This window comes from Phenylobacterium sp. NIBR 498073, from assembly GCF_027286305.1.
Taxonomy (GTDB): Bacteria; Pseudomonadota; Alphaproteobacteria; order Caulobacterales; family Caulobacteraceae; genus Phenylobacterium.
Genome location: NZ_CP114599.1, coordinates 3,035,431 through 3,051,311, shown reverse-complemented (window position 1 = coordinate 3,051,311; position 15,881 = coordinate 3,035,431). Strand labels below are relative to the sequence as shown.

Below are 15,881 nucleotides of genomic sequence, written 5' to 3'. Positions count from 1 at the left end.
AAGCTGAACAGTTCCTGTCAATTTCGTCTTGGAGGCCGTTCAGGTAGCGCCCTCTAGGGTCTCCTTCATCGGGGCCGCAGCGGCCCCCAAGAGATGAAAGACGGAGACCAGCAATGCGCAATCTGATGAACAGCAAGCTGGCTGTGGTCGCCCTGGCCGGCGTGATCGCGGCGGGCGCGGTGGGAACCGCCAACGCTCAGCAATACCGCACGCCGACCGGCGGCGGGCCGGGCTCGATCGTCAGCTGCGACGCCCAGGGCAACAAGCAGGTCGGCGGTGCGCTGATCGGCGCCCTGCTGGGCGCGGCGGCCGGTTCAAATCTGGCCAAGAACGACCGCGGCACCGGCACCGCCATCGGCGCCGTCGCCGGCGCGGCCACCGGCTCGTACGTCGGCTGCAAGATGCAGCGCGACGAGGCGGCGCGCGGCGGCTACGCCTACCAGGGCGGCGGTTCGTATCGCCCGGCGACCTACACCCAGAACGGCTATCGCCTGAGCGGGGATATCGCCCCGGCCAACTTCCAGCGTGACGGCGGCGCCTTCGTCGCCAACTCGACGCTGAACCTGCGCGCCGCCCCGACCACCGGCTCGGCCCGGGTGGGGTCGCTGCGGGCCGGCGAGGGCTTCCAGGCCCTGGCCCGGGTGCGGGGCAGCGAGTGGATCCTGGTCGGCCAGAACGGCGTCGGCGTCGGCTATGTCCACGGCGCCTATGTCCGCCCGGCCGGCGGCTACCAGTACGCCCGCTACTAAAAAGCGGACAAAAATGGAGAGCACTGACGCCCGGCGGCCACGCCGGGCGTCTTTTCTTGTGTGCGAGCGGGCAAGATCGCACGCGGCAGGATGACGTTAGGGGTTGGTTTGCAATAAAGCTCCGGGCAAGCCTCTCCCGCAGCGCCATGGCCGACGAAGACCGTACCAAGCATCGACTGCAGTCTGTCGAGATCGACGAGGATTCCCTCGCCGCGGTTTCGCGCGACCAGGAGCAGGAACGGCAGATCGCGATCTTCGACCTGCTGGAAGAAAACTATTTCTATCCGGAGGGCGCCGAGAGCGGCCCCTACGACCTGCGCATGGGGCTGATGGAGAACCGGCTGGTGCTGGACGTCCACGGCCCGGCCTACGAGAAGCGCCATATCCTGTCGCTGTCGCCGTTCCGCGGGCTGATCAAAGACTACTTCATGATCTGCGAGAGCTACTATCAGGCGATCCGCAACTCCTCGCCCCAGCAGATCGAGGCGCTGGATATGGGCCGGCGGGGGCTGCACAACGAGGCGTCCGCCCTGCTGCGCACGCGGCTGGCGGGCAAGATCGAGACCGACCTCGACACCTCGCGCCGACTGTTCACGCTGATCTGCGCGCTGCACTGGCGAGGCTAGGGGTGGCGTCAGTTCGATCACGCGCGCCACTGCCGGGCGCGGTCCTGTTCGCGTGCAACTTCAACCGCGTGCGCTCGCCGATGGCCGAGGCGCTGCTTAAGCGGGCGCTGGGCGACCGGGTCTATGTCGACAGCTGCGGCCTCAAGCTCGAGCCGACCGAGGCCGGCGAGGGGGCCGATCCCTTCGTACGCTCGGTGATGGAGGAGATCTCCGTCGACCTGGCGAGCCATGCGCCCAAGACCTTCGACGAGCTGGAGGACGCCTCGTTCGACCTGGTGATCTCGCTGACGCCGGAGGCCCAGCACCGGGCGGTCGAGATGACCCGCGGCCGCGCCGCCGAGATCGAGTACTGGCCGACCTTCGACCCGACCCTGGCCGAAGGATCGCGCGAGGCGCGGCTGGCCGCCTATCGCGAGGTGCGCGACCACCTGGCCAAGCGGATCGCCGAACGCTTCCCGCGCTAGCCTTCTGGGCGCTGAGGGCGTAAAGGCCTCTGCGCTACAATTGGATTGTACGCCACGGCTCGCGCCGCGACACACTGCGCGAGCCGTTTGCGATTCGAAGACACCACTTGGGAGCCTGCATGGCGAAAGAAGAACTTTTGGAGTTTCCGGGCGTGGTCAGCGAAGTCCTGCCCAACGCGACCTTCCGCGTGAAGCTCGAGAACGACCACGAGATCATCGCCCACACCGCCGGCAAGATGCGCAAGAACCGCATCCGCGTTTCGGCCGGGGACAAGGTGCTGGTCGAGATGACGCCCTATGACCTGACCAAGGGCCGCATCACCTTCCGCGTCCGCTAGGCCGCTTGGCCACGCCGCCCCTTCAGCGCCTGGTGCTGGCTTCAGCAAGTCCCAGGCGGCTGGATCTCCTGCGCCAGGTCGGGCTCGAGCCCGCCGAGATCATCGCCGCGGAGATCGACGAGACCCCGCTCAAAGACGAGACCCCGCGCCGCACGGCGCTGCGCCTCGCGGTCGCCAAGGCCGCGACGGTGGCGCGTGCGCGCCCAGGCGACTTCGTGCTGGCCGCCGACACGGTGGTGGCGGTCGGGACCCGTATCCTGCCCAAGGTGGAGACCCGCGAGGAGGGCCGCCGCTGCCTGGAGCTGCTGTCGGGCCGCGCCCACAAGGTGCTGACCGGCGTGGCCGTGCACGGGGCCGGGGGCAAGACCGCCAGCCGGCTGGTCGAGACCCGGCTGCATTTCAAGCGTCTGACGCCCGCCGAGATCGAGGCCTATCTCGACGGCGGCGAGGGCGTCGGCAAGGCCGGCGGCTATGGCATCCAGGGCCATGCGGGCGCCTTCGTGATGTCGATCCAGGGCTCCTACCCGGCGGTGGTCGGGCTGCCGCTCTATGAGACCCTGAACCTTCTGCGCGGCGTGGGATTTACGGCGGCATGAACGAGCGGACCCTCTTTCTGGATCGCGGGATCGGCGAGAGCCGCGGGGTGGTGCTGCTGGACGGCGCGCCCGAGCGGCTGCTGATCGAGCGCGACGGCGACGACGCCCGCACCCGGCTGGGCGCGCGGCACGTGGCGCGGGTGCGCAAGGTCGAGCCGGCCTTCGCCTCGGCCTTCGTCGACCTGGGCGGGGTCGAGGCGCTGCTGTCGTTCAAGCCGGACGCCCGGCCGGTCGAGGGCGCTTCGCTGGAGGTCGAGATCCGCAGCGAGCCGCGGGATGGCAAGCTGGCCACGGTGCGGGTCATCGGCCCGGCGCAGGGCGCGCCGAAGCTGCTGAGCGCCGCGCCGAGCCTGGCCGAGCAGCTGGCCGCCTTCGCCCGCGACGCCGAGATCATCGAGGGCCGCGAGGCGCGGCAGGTGGCCGACGAAGCGCAGGACGAGGCGCTGCAGACCATTCACAAGCTGCCCGGCGGCGGCGACATCGCCATCGAGCCGACGCGGGCGCTGGTCGCCGTCGACGTCGACATCGGCGAGCGCAAGGGCGCCGACGTCAAGCGCGTGACCCGCGCGGCCAACCACGCGGCGCTGGCGCACGGCGCGCGGCTGCTGCGCCTGAAGGGGCTGGGCGGGATCGTGGTGTTCGACCTGGTCGGGCGCGGCCATGACGGCAATGCGTTGCTGACCGCCGCGCGCGCCGCCTTCGGTCCCGACAATCCCGGCGTGGCGATCGGCCCGGTCGGGCGTTTCGGCACCATGGAAATGACCATTCCGCGGCGGACCGCGCCGCTGAGCGACATCCTCTGCGACGCCGGCGGGGGCTTAAGCGACCGGACCCTGGCGCTGCGCCTGATCCGGGCGATCGAGACCGAGGCCGCCAGCCAGCCGGGCGCGCGGCTGGAAGCCCGCTGCCACCCGGCGACGGCCAAGGCGGCCGGCCCCTATGCCGAGCGGCTGGCCGGCAAGATCGGCGCGCGCTTTGCGATCACCCCGCAGGACGGCCTGGCCCGCACCCGGATCGAGGTGAGGGCGCTATGAGCGCGCCCTGTCCGATCTGCGGCAAGCCTGCGCAGGAGGAGTACCGGCCGTTCTGCTCCAAGCGCTGCGCGGACGTCGACCTGCAGCGCTGGCTGACCGGCCGCTACGCCATTCCCTCGACGGGGGACGAGGCGGAAGGCGATGGAAGTGAAGAAGACTGAATCCGCCGCTGGACAGGCGCGAACGCCTCTTCTATAGACGCGGCTCCCGCGCAGGCGGGACCTTGCTTCGCCCTCCGATCCGATCGGAACGGCCCGGCGCCTGGGTAGCTCAGTTGGTAGAGCAGCGGATTGAAAATCCGCGTGTCGGTGGTTCGAATCCGCCCCCAGGCACCATCTTCTTCTCGACATTCGATGGCTAGGCGGCGTGCGGCGAAGCGGTCGTGGACTTTCGTGCGCGCGCCTGCGATTTGACGGCGCAGACGGCGGCCGGGCCAGGCCGCCTGGGCAGACAGGACGATTTCGATGACCGCCAACAACCGCGTGGCTCTTTCCAGCGACCATGCCGCCATCGAGCTGCGGCAGGCCATCGCCGCCCACATCGCCGCCCACGGCTGGGAGCCGGTCGACATCGGCCCGACGAGTCCCGAGAGCACCCATTATCCGCAGCACGGGCAGGCCGCCGCGCGGCTGGTCGCCTCGGGCGACTGCCGGCTTGGGATCATCCTCTGCGGCACCGGCCAGGGCATCATGATGGCCGCCAACAAGGTCAAGGGCGTCCGCTGCGGGGTGTGCTCCGACACCTTCTCGGCCCGCATGATCCGCCAGCACAACGACGCCAACATGCTGTCGATCGGCGCGCGGGTGGTCGGCGAGGGCCTGGCGCTCGACATCGTCGACTCCTTCCTGCACGCACAGTTCGAGGGCGGCCGCCACGCGACGCGGGTGGAGATGATCGAGGCCCTGGAGGGGTAGGCGCCGGTTGCGGATAGACCTGCTCGACCTGCTGGCGGATCGGGAGATTGTCCATCCCACCCGGATCAGCGCCGTCACGTGGGCCGGGAGCGAACTGGTCCTGAGCCTGACCGGCTACCGCTGGTGGGAGCAGGCGTACGCTGATCGCCGAGCGGACGGCGCAATCAGGTTCGTGTTCGGCGGCGTTGCGGACGGGACGCTGCGGCCGGGCGTCATGGACGACGACGAGGCGCTTGAGGACTTCGCGATCCGGCCGATCACGGACGTGGCGTGGGCGCAGCCCGCGGACTGGTCCATCTACTGTTCGGCGGCGCTTCCCGACCCAATGGCGATCTATGCCAGCCTGCACGATTTCCTGGCGCGCGAGGGAGCATTCTATACGCCCGCGGACTTCCTGAACGGCGCGGCGGAAATCTCGCGCTTCACCGCGATCACGCAAGCGCCTGGATTCATGCTGGGGAGCGGACCGGAATGCGTGCGGGCGCTGCTCTGCGCCGAGCTGGAGCGGCAAGGCGTGCGGTTCAGCGTCGTTCACACGATGCGTGATGTTGAGAGCCGGCTGTTGGTTCGCCTCGGCGGCTCGTCCTTCGTCTGCGATACGGCCGTCGCGGAGTTCGAGGCCGCGGCGGGCTGAGGTTTGGCTCGGCCGCTTTAGTCGAGATAAGCCGCCAGCGGTCCCCACGACTCCAGCTTGCGCGCGAACCGGAGCGTGTGGGCGGGGCTGCTGGAAGGCAGGGGGATTAGGGCCAGGTCGCGGCGGCCCGCCAGGATCTTCCGGCCGAGCTTGGCCGACGCCCCGCCGTTGAAGGCGACCGCCCGCAGGGCGGGCAGGCGCTCGCAGAGCTCGGGCAGGGCGTTGGGCTGGTGATCGCGGATCGCCGTGTCGAGGCTGCCGGGGCGGACGGCCGAGCCGACCACGTCCCAGAGACCGACGCCGGCGGCCAGCAGCATCTCCAGCCGCTCGCCATAGGGCAGGGAGAGCAGCGGGGCGCCGGTCACCGCCTGCATCAGACGCCAGAACTGGTTCTGCGGGTTGGCGTAGTATTGAGCCGCGGCCAGCGACTTCTCGCCCGGCAGACTGCCGAGCACCAGCAGGCGGGTGCGGGCGTCGGCCACGGGGGCGAACGAGGCCTTGCGGTCGGCGTCGGCGTCGGAGCTCATCGCTGCGACTGTGCCCCAACCATGCGTCGTCGACCAGCGCCGGACGATCACCGGCACGGGGCGATCCGGTCCCCGTTCGATTCTCGACGCTTTGCGGTGGGACGTCGGAAAGGCCGCCCGCGAAGCGGTTTCGATCGGAAATTTTCCGATTTGGCGTCCGCAAACGCGGTTTCCTTTTCCGCAATGGGTCAGTCGCGGCGGTTATGGGGGCGATTTCGCCCTTCGAGGCGATCGGAGCCCGCGCGGCCCAGCCATGGCGCCGGGGACACGCCCCCCGCGACTTTGGTCTGCAATTGCCGAACGTTGGTTGACTCGGGAGGCTCGGACTCTCATGTCCCCGGCGCGACAGTTCGATGACTGAATTTCGGGCTGGCCGGCGCCGAAAGGGCGGGCTGCCAGCCGTTATTTTAAGATCAGCGTTCCGCGACGGTTGCTGCATCGCAGCATAAAATCGCCGCCAAAAATGGAAAATCTCAGCGCTTTACTTGGCTGGGCCGTTGTGCGCCGCAGCAATGCGCGTCTCCCCCCAGACTTCTTGGGGTCGCACCCCTCTGCATGGCCTCTTGACGCTTGGAATAGGGGTTGCCAAAGGACCCCTGCCGCACGTCTAACATTGCGGTAAGATTTCGGGTTCCCCTCGGGAAGCTCGATTTCGCTCCCGTATCCGAACGCCCGGTTTCACGCAGGTGGAAGACGGCGCCAGGGTCGGGCGCAGCGAAGCGGCTCTCGCGCTTCGGCTGGGCGACCAGACGAGGCGACGGGCTATTTAGTTAGGGTGGGAGACGCTCTCGCGCGACGACCCTTCGGTCCAAACGTGCTAGACCAATCAGGAACTGGCGACAGATGCTCGACAATAAACGAAAGACCCCTTTCATCGCTCTCATCGGCGCCGTCGCGCTGATGGCGAGCGCGCCGGCGTTCGCGCAGGACGCGGCCGCTCCGGCTGCTCCGGCCGCTGACGCCGCAGCCGCCCCGGCTGCTGACGCCGCCGCCGCTCCGGCCGCTGACGCCGCCGCTGCCCCGGCCGCTGACGCCGCCGCCCCCGCCGCCGACGAAGCTCCGGCCACCATCGAACATGCCGGCAAGCTGACCGTCATGCAGATGTTCATGGACGCCGACCCGGTCGTTAAGGTCGTGATGATCGGCCTGGTGCTGTCCTCGATCCTCTCCTGGACCCTGCTGGTCACCAAGCTGCTCGAGTTCGGCTCGCTGAACCGCACCTCGGACCGCTTCATCGAAGCCTTCCGCGGCGCCAAGTCGGTCACCGAGATGAACCGCATCGCGATGTCGGACGAGTACGAAGGCAACCCGCTGGCGGACATGACCGCTGCGGCGACCCAAGAAGTCGAACTGTCGCGTCAAGCCGGCCTGGCCGTGTCGGGCGCCCACCGCGAAACCACGCTGCACCGGGCTGAAGCCGCGGTCGGCGCGGTGCAAGCCCTGATGGCCAAGCGCCTCTCGGGCGGCATGCAGTTCCTGGCCTCGGTCGGTTCGTCGGGTCCGTTCATCGGTCTGTTCGGTACCGTTTACGGGATCATGAACTCCTTCATCGGCATCGCGAACACCAACACCACCAACCTGGCCGTCGTCGCCCCCGGCATCGCCGAAGCGCTGCTCGCCACCGGCATTGGTCTGTTCGCCGCTATCCCGGCGGTTATCTTCTACAACTACTTCCAGACCCGCATCTCGGCTTTCGGCGCGCGTACGGAAGGCTTCGTTGCTGAACTGATGAACGCCATTTCCCGGCAGCTCGACAAAGGGGCGTAACCCACATGGGAGCCAAACTCTCAGGTTCTGGGGGTGGCAAGTACTCGGTCGAGGCGAACAGCGAAATCAACGTGACGCCCTTCGTGGACGTTATGTTGGTCCTCCTGATCATCTTCATGGTCGCGGCGCCCATGGCCGCCGTGACTGTGAAAGTCAATCTTCCGCCCGCGGTCGCCAAACCTTCTACGAACCCTCCGAAACCCGTCTACATCAGTCTTCAGGCTGGCGGCTCGATTTACATCGGCGACACGCCTGTTGAGCTGGCGGATATCGGAGACACTCTGCGCAGCACGATCGGGCAACGTAATCCGGAGAAGGAACGCATCTTCATCCGCGCCGACAAGGACGTCCTCTACGGGGACTTCATGGGTGTGATGAACATGCTTCAGGACAACGGTTTCTACAGCGTGGCCCTGATCGGCGAAGATAAGAACTAGAAGGGGGTGACGAATGGCTGAAACCACCGACACTACCCACGAACATCGCAGTGTCTTCGACGCGCCGAAGAAGAAGCGTAACCCGGCAGTGACCGCGGCCATCGTTGGCTCGATCATCGTCCACGCTGTTCTCGGTTACTATCTGTATAAGAATAAGTTCGAGCCGAAGTATCGGGAGTACACCGACGACGTCACGGACGTGGCTATCATTAAGCCCGCTCCGCCGCCGCCGCCGCCGCCCCCGCCGCCGCCGCCGAACACTCCGCCGCCGCCTCCGCCGAAGCTGCAACCGCGGCCTCCGGTGAACGTGCCGGCTGACATTCCGCAGATCCCCCCTCTGCCGGTTCCGCCGGTCGAGAAGCGGATCGAGACCCCGGAACCGCCGAAGGCCGCCCCGCCGGCCCCGCCGCGTCCGTCGGTCATCACGAACCCGGACTGGGCTCGTCGCCCGTCGGGCGAGGATATCGCCCGGTACTATCCGGACCGTGCGATGCGGATGAACGTGGAAGGCCGTGCGACGATCAGTTGCTCGGTTACGGCTAAGGGGACGCTCGAGTCCTGTGACGTGCAGTCTGAAGAGCCTGCCGACATGGGCTTCGGTGAAGCGGCCCTCCGGATGAGCAAGCTCTTCCGGATGCGTCCGAAGACCCAAGACGGCGCGCCCGTCGAAGGCGGCAGCGTGCGGATCCCGATCCGCTTCAACCTGCCGAAGGGCTAAGCCCTCTCGGATACGCCTAAGATCAGGCCCCGGAGCTTCGGCTCCGGGGCTTTTTCTTTGCCTGCAGGCGGACTTGCGAAATTCTTTCGGGGAGAACGCATGGCCGCAGGCTGGAGCCCTTGATCGCGCGCCCGGGTGCGACTAGAAGGGCCGCTCCGCGATGCGCCGCCTTAGCTCAGTTGGTTAGAGCGCTAGATTGTGGCTCTAGAGGTCCCCCGTTCGAACCGGGGAGGCGGTACCATCGCAGGACACGAAAAAAGCCCGGGGCGTAAGCCCCGGGCTTCTTCGTTTCAGGCGGCTGCCGCCGCTAGAGGCTGAGGTTGAGCAGGGCGGGGTCGCCGCCCTGGGCGGTGATGTTGACGCTGAGCGCCCGCTCGGTGGCGTAGCGCGACAGCGCATTGGGTCCGCCGGCCTTCGGGCCGGTGCCTGACAGGCCCTCGCCGCCGAACGGTTGGACGCCGACCACCGCCCCGATGATCGAGCGGTTCACATAGACGTTGCCGGCCGCGACCAGGGCGCGCACCTCGCGGGCGAAGGCGTCGATCCGCGAGTGAACGCCGAGCGTCAGGCCGTAGCCCTGGCCGGCCAGTTCGCCGGCGACCCTGGCGAGCTGCGCGGGCTCGTAGCGCACGACGTGCAGGATCGGGCCGAACACCTCGCGTTCGAGGAACTTGGCCGAGGGGATCTCGGCGAGCACGGGGCCGAAGAAGGTCCCGCCCTCGGGGGCCTCCAGGCGGTGCAGGACCTTGGCCTCGCGCTCCAGCCGCGCCAGGTGTGCGGCGAGCGCGGCGCAGGCCTCCTCGTCGATCACCGGGCCGACGTCGACGGCCGGGTCGGCCGGGTCGCCGATCACCAGGGCGTCCATGGCGCCCTTGATGGTCTCGATGACCAGGTCGGCGGTGTCGTTCGGCAGGAACAGGATACGCAGGGCCGAGCAGCGTTGGCCGGCCGAACCGAAGGCCGAGAGCACCACGTCGTCGACGACCTGTTCCTTGAGCGCCGTGGTGTCGACGAACATGCCGTTGAGGCCGCCGGTCTCGGCGATGAACGGGATGATCGGGCCGGGCCGCGCGGCCAGGGTCTGGTTGATGCGGCGGGCGGTGTCGGTTCCGCCGGTGAAGGCCACGCCGTCGCAGCCCGGATGGGCGGTCAGGGCCGCGCCGACCGTCTCGCCGCGGCCGGGGAGCAGGGCCAGCAGGGCCGGCGGCAGGCCGGCGTCGTGGAACAGGGCCACGGCCGCGGCGGCGATCAGGGGGGTCTGTTCGGCCGGCTTGGCCAGCACGGCGTTGCCGGCGGCGAGGGCCGCGGCCACCTGGCCGGTGAAGATCGCCAGCGGGAAGTTCCACGGGCTGATGCAGACGAAGACGCCGCGGCCGTGCAGCTCCAGGCTGTTGGTCTCGCCGACCGGGCCCTTGAGGGCTTCAGGACCGGCGAACTTGGTCTGGGCCAGGTGGGCGTAGTAGCGGCAGAAGTCGACCGCCTCGCGGACCTCGGCCACACCGTCGGCCAGGGTCTTGCCGGCCTCGCGCGTGCAGATGCCGATCAGGCGTTCGGCGTTCGCCTCCAGCGCGTCGCCCATGGCCCGCAGCACCTCGGCGCGGCGGAAGCCCCCCAGGGCGTCCCAGGCCGGCTGGGCGAGGCGGGCGGTGGCGAAGGCGGCGTCGATCTCGGCGACCGAAGCCTCGCGGACCTCGCCGACGGGCAGGCCGGCCTGCGCGGGGCTGAACACGGTCTGCGCGGCGCCGCCGGCCGGGCCGGCGCTGAGCTGGGGCAGGGCGCGGGCGGCGTGTTGCAGGCGGGCGGCCTCGTCGGGGATCGAGAGGTCGAAGCCGGCGGAGTTACGGCGCTCGGCCCCGTAGATGTCGGCCGGACGCGGGATCTTCGGATGCGGGCCGACGCCGGCCTTCTCGACCGCGACGATCGGATCGACGACCACGTCCTCGGCCGGGACGCCCTCGTCGAGCAGGGCGTGGACGAACGAGGTGTTGGCGCCGTTCTCCAGCAGGCGGCGGACCAGATAGGGCAGCAGGTCCTCATGACCGCCGACGGGGGCGTAGGTGCGCACCACGGCGCCTTCGCGCAGGGCGTCAGCGGCGCGGTAGAGCGCCTCGCCCATGCCGTGCAAGCGCTGGAACTCGATCTTCACCCCCGCCGCCTTGGCCATGGCGTGGACCGCCGTCAGGGTGTGGGCGTTGTGGGTCGCGAACTGCGCGAAGACGTGCGGACTGGCCTCGATCAGGGCGCGGGCGCAGACCAGGTAGGAGAGGTCGGTGGCGGCCTTTGTCGTATAGACCGGATAGTCGGGGCAGCCGTTCACCTGGGCGCGCTTGATCTCTGAGTCCCAATAGGCGCCCTTGACCAGGCGGACCATCAGGCGGCGGCCGCTGGAGCGGGCGATTTCGGCGACGCGGGCGACAGCCAGGACGCCGCGCTTCTGATAGGCCTGGACCGCCAGGCCGAGGCCGCGCCAGTCGCCGAGTTCGGGCTCGCCGGCCAGCCGCTCGAGCAGCTTCAGCGAGATCACCAGGCGGTCAGCCTCCTCGGCGTCGATGGTGAAGTTGATGTCGTGGCGCGCGGCGATCAGGGCCAGCCGCTTGAGGCGCGGATAGAGCTCGGCCCAGACCCGGTCCTCGTGCGTCGCCTCATAGCGCGGCGACAGCGCCGAGAGCTTGACCGAGACGCCGTGGCCGGCCTCCGGACCCGCGCCCTTGCCGTGCTTGCCGACCGTCTCCAGGGCGTCGGCGTAGGCCTGCTCGTAGCGGGCGGCGTCGGCGGCGGTGCGGGCGCCTTCGCCCAGCATGTCGAACGAGCAGACCTGGCCTTCCTTGGCCGCGCGCTTGAGGGCCGCCTCGATGGTGCGGCCGAGCACGAACTGTTCGCCCATGATGCCGATCGCCTGGGCCACGGCGCGGCGCACGACCGGCTCGCCGATCCGCTCGGCCAGGCGGCGCAGGAAGCCGGGCGGGTCGCGGCGGGCCTCCTCGTCGACCTCGACCAGCCGGCCGGTCAGCATCAGGCCCCAGGTCGAGGCGTTGACGAACAGGCTTTCGGATTGGCCGAGGTGGCTGGCCCAGTCGGCGCCGCCGATCTTCTCGGCGATCAGCCGGTCGCGGGTCTCGGCGTCGGGGGTGCGCAGCAGCGCCTCTGCCAGGCACATCAGGGCCAGGCCCTCGCGGGTGCCGAGGCTGAACTCCTGCAGGAAGCTCTCGACCACGCCCTGGCGGTTGGCGGCCTTGCGGGCGGTGCGGACCAGGTGCTCGGCCTGGGCGCGGACGGCGACCTGCTGGTCGGCGCTCAGCGGCCGGGCGGCAAGCAGGGCGGTCACCGCTTCGGTTTCGTCGCGATACTTGGCGGCGGGATCGTCCAGGGCGGTCCAGGAGGTCATGTCGGCGGGGCCTTCGCGGGGTTGTTTCCTGTCGTCCGGCGTATCGAGTATGATGCCGAATGTCCGGCGGACGTTTGGGGCGTCCACCGGACAAATATCTTCAAAAGGTGCCGTGTGACGGAAATCGTGCAGCTCGATGACACCGACCGGCGGCTGCTGCGGGTGCTGCAGCGGGACGGGCGGATCAGCAACCTGGACCTGGCCCAGCAATGCCACCTGTCGCCGTCGGCCTGCTCGGACCGGGTGCGGCGGCTGCGCGAGCGCGGAGTGATCACCGGCTTTGCGGCGATCCTCGATCCGAAGGCCATCGACCGTGCGCTCCTGATCTTCGTGGAGGTGCAGCTCGACCGCACAACCGGCGACACCTTCAGCGAGTTCGCCCAGGCCGCACAAAGGACGTCGGAAATCCTCGAGTGCCACATGGTGGCCGGCGGCTTCGACTATCTGATCAAGGCGCGGGTCAGCCACATGGAGGCCTATCGCCGGTTCCTCGGCGAGGTGCTGGTGGCCATGCCGGGGGTGCGCGAGACGCGGACCTATGCGGTGCTAGAGGAGGTGAAGTCGGTGACCGAGCTGCCGGTGTAGCTGATTTTCCTCCCCCGCTGCGCAGGGGAGGAAGGAGAGCTCAATACCCGGCCTTACGGTTGACCAGGCCTTCGGGCGGCTGGCCGGCGCGGAAGCGGGCGATGTTGGCGGCGATGACGGCGCTGGCCGAGACCGGGTCGGTGATCGCGGCCACGTGCGGGGTGACGGTGATCTGCGGGTGTGACCAGAACGGGTGCTTGCGTTCCAGCGGCTCGGCCTCGAAGACGTCGAGCACGGCGTGCGACAGCTGGCCGGCGTCGAGGGCGGCGATCAGATCCTCCTCGACCAGGTGGGCGCCGCGGGCCAGGTTGATGATCGCCGCGCCCCGCTTCATGCGCGCGAAGGCCGGGGCGCTGAGGATGCCGCGGGTTCGGTCGGTCAGCGGCAGCAGGTTGACGACGATGTCGCTGGTGGCCAGCAGGGTGTCGAGATCGCCGAGCCGGCGGCTCCAGCCGTAGGTCTGAAAGCCGATGGATTCCAGCAGGTTGGCGGCGACGCTGGCCAGCTCGCCATAGCCGAGGAAGCCGACGCGGCGCTCCGCGGCCGGCGGCTGGGGCAGCTGGCGCCAGAGGCCGCGGCGCTGCTGGGCCGCGTAGGCCGGGACCTGGCGGTGCAGGTAGAGCACGTGGGCGGCGGTCGCCTGGGCCATCTGGGCGGCCAGGGCAGGATCGACGAGGCGGGCGATCGGCACGCGCGGCAGGCTGGGATCGTCGAGCAGGCTGTCGACCCCCGCCCAGGCCGACTGCACGAAGGCGAGGTTCGGCAGGCTCGCCAGCACGCCGCGGCCCGGATTGGCGACGATGGCGATCTCTGTCGCGTGCGAGGGCTCGGCGGTGATCGTCTCGCCCGGCAGGGCGGCGCGAAGGGCCTCCAGCCAGCGGGTCTGGGCGTCGGGGGCGAGGCGATTCAGGAAGGTTATGGCCATGGGCTTCCAGTAGCCTCCCGATAGGGTCTTGCGCGAGCCCGGTTTTGGGGGCGAGGCTCGCGCCCATGAAACTCACCGCGCAAGATTCATCCATCCTCAGCCGCCTGGCCGGGGAGGAAGACGATATTCTGGGCCGCGCCGTGGAATGGTGCGCCCTATCGTCAGGCAGCCGAAACCTGCCGGGACTGGAGGCCCAGCGCGCGATGCTGGAGGGCGTCATGCGCCAGCTGCCCGGCGAGCTCGAGAACGTAGCCCTGGCCGACAGCCACGAGGTCGCCGCCGACGGGACGCTGAGCGCCCAGGCCCACCCCGACGCGCTGATGCTGACCGTGCGCCCGCAGGCGCCGGTGCAGGTGGTGCTGACCGGCCACTACGACACCGTCTATCCGGCCGGGACGCCGTTCACCGCGGTGACCAAGCGGGCGGACGGGGCGCTGAACGGACCGGGCCTGGCCGACATGAAGGGCGGGATCAGCGTCATGCTGGCGGCGCTGCGGGCGTTCGAGGACCATCCGGACAAGGGCGAGGTCGGCTACCGGGTGCTGCTGTCGCCCGACGAGGAGATCGGCTCGCTGGCCTCGGGGCCGGTGCTGGCCAAGCTGGCGGCGGGCGGGCATGTCGGCCTGACCTATGAGCCGGCCATGGCCGGCGGGGCGCTGGCCGCCCAGCGCAAGGGCTCGGGCAACTTCCACGCTGTGGTGCGCGGCCGCGCGGCCCATGCCGGCCGCGACTTCGACAAGGGCCGCAACGCCATCGCCGCGGCCGCGGACCTGGCGGTGCGGCTGGCCGCCGCCAACGGCCAGCGCGAGGGGGTGACCCTGAACGTCGCGCGCATCGACGGCGGCGGGCCGCTGAACATGGTGCCGGACGTGGCGGTGGTGCGCTTCAACATCCGCCTGCCCGACGCAGAGGCCGCCGCCTGGGCGCTGGCCTATGTGCAGGCGCAAGTCGCCGCCACCGGCGCCGATGGGATCGAGGCGGAGCTGCACGGCGGCTTCACCCGCCCGGCCAAGCCGTTCACTCCGGCCCAGCAGCAGCTGTTCGGGGCGGTGAAGGACGCCGGCGCCCTGATCGGCCAGCAGATCACCTGGGCGCCGTCCGGCGGGGTCTGCGAGGGCAACAACCTGTTCGCCGCCGGCCTGCCGAATGTCGACACCCTGGGGGTGCGCGGCGGCGACATCCATTCGCACGACGAATACGCCTGGCCCGAGAGCTTCGTCGAACGCGCGCAGCTGTCGGCGCTGATCCTCGCCAAGCTGGCCAGCGGCGAGATCCCGGCGGCGCAGATCAAGGCGGCGATGGGGGCGGGTTAGCGGGAACCCGCCGCCGCAGGGAGCCTAGGCGAAGGCGAAGTCCTGGGCCGTCAGGTTGCACCGTGTCGGCGCCGACCATGGACATCTTCGAGGCCAGCGCCTGGAGGTTCGCTGCGTCGCCAGAGCGAGTTGAAAATTGGCTAGCATTGGCGGGGCCGCGGGCTTCGTCGTCCGGCAAGCTGGATTGATCGATCGGGCGCAGCATGCCGGCGCCGGTCGACGGCGCCGCGCCGGCGTGGCCTGTGTGCGGCAACCTCCATCGGTGTCATTCCAAGGAGGTCTTCGTGAAGCGTTTGATCCTGGCGGCGGTGATCGCCGCGACCGCGGCGGGGGCCGCGCCGGCGGTGTTCGCCGCGACGGGCCCGCAGCCGATCAATCTGGGCGATCCGAAGCTGAAGCGTCCGGGCCAGCTGAAATTCGATGCGGCGGCGGAGGCGCAGAAGGACGCCTTCAGGACGTTCGGCGCGGTCTCGTGCAACGACTGTGAGGGCGGGGTCAGTTTCGATTCCGCCGCCAAGAAGTTCCTCGATCTGCGCGACATGTGGGCCTTCGACAGCGCGCTGGGCGGACTTGAGGTCGGCCAGTCGCTGAACTGGCGCGGCCGCGCCTCGGTCGGGAAGATCACCGCGGTCAGCGCCGAGGCGGTCGGGCCGTTCGCCTGCAAGCAGCTGCGCTGGGAGCTGACGCGCGGCAAGGAGACCCGCGCGCGGGACGGCCTGGTCTGCCGGGGCAAGTCCAATCCCGACGCCGACAACGAGCGCTGGCTGGAGGTGTTCTGAGGCGGCGATGGGCCGGGGGCGCTCGGCCTGACGAACGGCGGGACGATTGATGGGCGTAGAGCCGCCATGTCGCCGCACGGCTGCGCGTGA

At 69.6% G+C, this 15,881-nt stretch carries 18 protein-coding genes and 2 tRNA genes; 17 read left to right on the top strand and 3 right to left on the bottom strand.

What is annotated here, in order from left to right:
* The first annotated feature begins 113 nt into the window (after positions 1 to 113).
* The 10 genes from O4N75_RS15270 to O4N75_RS15225 all read left to right on the top strand — a co-directional run bounded on the left by O4N75_RS15270 (position 114) and on the right by O4N75_RS15225 (position 5,355).
* Positions 114 to 749, top strand: a complete 636-nt coding sequence (locus O4N75_RS15270) for an SH3 domain-containing protein (protein ID WP_269626335.1) — start codon at positions 114 to 116, stop codon at positions 747 to 749.
* A gap of 146 nt (positions 750 to 895) precedes the next feature.
* Entirely contained in the window at positions 896 to 1,375 is a 480-nt protein-coding gene (locus O4N75_RS15265) for a UPF0262 family protein (RefSeq protein ID WP_269626334.1), read from the top strand.
* A 2-nt stretch (positions 1,376 to 1,377) separates the two neighbouring features.
* Positions 1,378 to 1,839: a low molecular weight phosphatase family protein gene (locus tag O4N75_RS15260; protein WP_267232261.1), complete on the top strand. Its 462-nt coding sequence runs from the start codon at positions 1,378 to 1,380 to the stop codon at positions 1,837 to 1,839.
* Between the two features lie 119 nt (positions 1,840 to 1,958).
* Entirely contained in the window at positions 1,959 to 2,177 is a 219-nt protein-coding gene (infA, locus tag O4N75_RS15255; RefSeq protein WP_012522747.1) for a translation initiation factor IF-1, read from the top strand.
* A 5-nt stretch (positions 2,178 to 2,182) separates the two neighbouring features.
* Positions 2,183 to 2,773 carry a nucleoside triphosphate pyrophosphatase gene (locus O4N75_RS15250; protein ID WP_269626333.1) on the top strand — a complete coding sequence of 197 codons (591 nt, stop codon included), beginning with the start codon at positions 2,183 to 2,185 and terminating at the stop codon, positions 2,771 to 2,773.
* Positions 2,770 to 3,807, top strand: a complete 1,038-nt coding sequence (locus O4N75_RS15245; RefSeq protein WP_269626332.1) for a ribonuclease E/G — start codon at positions 2,770 to 2,772, stop codon at positions 3,805 to 3,807. The genes O4N75_RS15250 and O4N75_RS15245 overlap by 4 nt, the downstream gene beginning before the upstream one ends.
* Complete coding sequence (yacG, locus tag O4N75_RS15240; protein WP_269626331.1) at positions 3,804 to 3,968, top strand: DNA gyrase inhibitor YacG; 165 nt, start codon at positions 3,804 to 3,806, stop codon at positions 3,966 to 3,968. The genes O4N75_RS15245 and yacG overlap by 4 nt, the downstream gene beginning before the upstream one ends.
* A 98-nt stretch (positions 3,969 to 4,066) precedes the next feature.
* Positions 4,067 to 4,142 (top strand) — tRNA-Phe (locus tag O4N75_RS15235).
* Between the two features lie 129 nt (positions 4,143 to 4,271).
* The gene (gene rpiB / locus O4N75_RS15230; RefSeq protein WP_269626330.1) at positions 4,272 to 4,721 is read left to right on the top strand and encodes a ribose 5-phosphate isomerase B; all 450 of its coding nucleotides are present in this window, start codon (positions 4,272 to 4,274) and stop codon (positions 4,719 to 4,721) included.
* Between the two features lie 7 nt (positions 4,722 to 4,728).
* Positions 4,729 to 5,355 carry a hypothetical protein gene (locus tag O4N75_RS15225; RefSeq protein ID WP_269626329.1) on the top strand — a complete coding sequence of 209 codons (627 nt, stop codon included), beginning with the start codon at positions 4,729 to 4,731 and terminating at the stop codon, positions 5,353 to 5,355.
* Positions 5,356 to 5,372: 17 nt separating this feature from the next.
* On the opposite strand, the gene O4N75_RS15220 is transcribed toward O4N75_RS15225, so the two are convergent.
* Positions 5,373 to 5,939, bottom strand: a complete 567-nt coding sequence (locus tag O4N75_RS15220; protein WP_348649502.1) for a DNA-deoxyinosine glycosylase — start codon at positions 5,937 to 5,939, stop codon at positions 5,373 to 5,375.
* Between the two features lie 786 nt (positions 5,940 to 6,725).
* Between O4N75_RS15220 and exbB the strand changes: the two genes are divergently transcribed.
* The 4 genes from exbB (at position 6,726) to O4N75_RS15200 (ending at position 9,045) form a co-directional block, all read left to right on the top strand.
* Complete coding sequence (gene exbB, locus O4N75_RS15215) at positions 6,726 to 7,649, top strand: tonB-system energizer ExbB (protein ID WP_269626328.1); 924 nt, start codon at positions 6,726 to 6,728, stop codon at positions 7,647 to 7,649.
* A 5-nt stretch (positions 7,650 to 7,654) separates the two neighbouring features.
* Complete coding sequence (locus O4N75_RS15210; RefSeq protein ID WP_269626327.1) at positions 7,655 to 8,086, top strand: biopolymer transporter ExbD; 432 nt, start codon at positions 7,655 to 7,657, stop codon at positions 8,084 to 8,086.
* Between the two features lie 13 nt (positions 8,087 to 8,099).
* Positions 8,100 to 8,804, top strand: coding sequence for an energy transducer TonB (locus tag O4N75_RS15205; RefSeq protein WP_267234001.1), 705 nt, complete (start codon positions 8,100 to 8,102; stop codon positions 8,802 to 8,804).
* A 164-nt stretch (positions 8,805 to 8,968) separates the two neighbouring features.
* Positions 8,969 to 9,045, top strand: a tRNA-His gene (locus O4N75_RS15200).
* A 66-nt stretch (positions 9,046 to 9,111) separates the two neighbouring features.
* Here the strand turns inward: O4N75_RS15200 and putA are convergent.
* A complete protein-coding gene (putA, locus tag O4N75_RS15195) occupies positions 9,112 to 12,189 on the bottom strand; it encodes a bifunctional proline dehydrogenase/L-glutamate gamma-semialdehyde dehydrogenase PutA (protein ID WP_269626326.1) in 3,078 nt (1,025 codons plus the stop codon).
* A 123-nt stretch (positions 12,190 to 12,312) separates the two neighbouring features.
* On the opposite strand from putA, the gene O4N75_RS15190 reads away from it, so the two are divergent.
* A complete protein-coding gene (locus O4N75_RS15190; RefSeq protein ID WP_269629378.1) occupies positions 12,313 to 12,774 on the top strand; it encodes an Lrp/AsnC ligand binding domain-containing protein in 462 nt (153 codons plus the stop codon).
* Positions 12,775 to 12,814: 40 nt separating this feature from the next.
* Here O4N75_RS15190 and O4N75_RS15185 read toward each other — a convergent pair whose 3' ends face one another.
* Positions 12,815 to 13,699: a glyoxylate/hydroxypyruvate reductase A gene (locus O4N75_RS15185; protein WP_269626325.1), complete on the bottom strand. Its 885-nt coding sequence runs from the start codon at positions 13,697 to 13,699 to the stop codon at positions 12,815 to 12,817.
* A gap of 65 nt (positions 13,700 to 13,764) precedes the next feature.
* Between O4N75_RS15185 and O4N75_RS15180 the strand changes: the two genes are divergently transcribed.
* Complete coding sequence (locus tag O4N75_RS15180; RefSeq protein ID WP_269626324.1) at positions 13,765 to 15,012, top strand: hydrolase; 1,248 nt, start codon at positions 13,765 to 13,767, stop codon at positions 15,010 to 15,012.
* Positions 15,013 to 15,296: 284 nt separating this feature from the next.
* On the top strand, positions 15,297 to 15,791 hold the full coding sequence (locus tag O4N75_RS15175; protein WP_269626323.1) for a hypothetical protein: 495 nt from the start codon (positions 15,297 to 15,299) through the stop codon (positions 15,789 to 15,791).
* The last annotated feature ends 90 nt before the right edge of the window (positions 15,792 to 15,881 follow it).

Bases quoted from the DNA above. Each gene is read 5' to 3' on its own strand.
- O4N75_RS15270 (WP_269626335.1), top strand. From the start codon at position 114: ATGCGCAATCTGATGAACAGCAAGCTGGCTGTGGTCGCCCTGGCCGGC.
- O4N75_RS15265 (WP_269626334.1), top strand. From the start codon at position 896: ATGGCCGACGAAGACCGTACCAAGCATCGACTGCAGTCTGTCGAGATC.
- infA (WP_012522747.1), top strand. From the start codon at position 1,959: ATGGCGAAAGAAGAACTTTTGGAGTTTCCGGGCGTGGTCAGCGAAGTC.
- O4N75_RS15245 (WP_269626332.1), top strand. From the start codon at position 2,770: ATGAACGAGCGGACCCTCTTTCTGGATCGCGGGATCGGCGAGAGCCGC.
- yacG (WP_269626331.1), top strand. From the start codon at position 3,804: ATGAGCGCGCCCTGTCCGATCTGCGGCAAGCCTGCGCAGGAGGAGTAC.
- rpiB (WP_269626330.1), top strand. From the start codon at position 4,272: ATGACCGCCAACAACCGCGTGGCTCTTTCCAGCGACCATGCCGCCATC.
- exbB (WP_269626328.1), top strand. From the start codon at position 6,726: ATGCTCGACAATAAACGAAAGACCCCTTTCATCGCTCTCATCGGCGCC.
- O4N75_RS15210 (WP_269626327.1), top strand. From the start codon at position 7,655: ATGGGAGCCAAACTCTCAGGTTCTGGGGGTGGCAAGTACTCGGTCGAG.
- O4N75_RS15205 (WP_267234001.1), top strand. From the start codon at position 8,100: ATGGCTGAAACCACCGACACTACCCACGAACATCGCAGTGTCTTCGAC.
- putA (WP_269626326.1), bottom strand. From the start codon at position 12,189: ATGACCTCCTGGACCGCCCTGGACGATCCCGCCGCCAAGTATCGCGAC.
- O4N75_RS15185 (WP_269626325.1), bottom strand. From the start codon at position 13,699: ATGGCCATAACCTTCCTGAATCGCCTCGCCCCCGACGCCCAGACCCGC.
- O4N75_RS15180 (WP_269626324.1), top strand. From the start codon at position 13,765: ATGAAACTCACCGCGCAAGATTCATCCATCCTCAGCCGCCTGGCCGGG.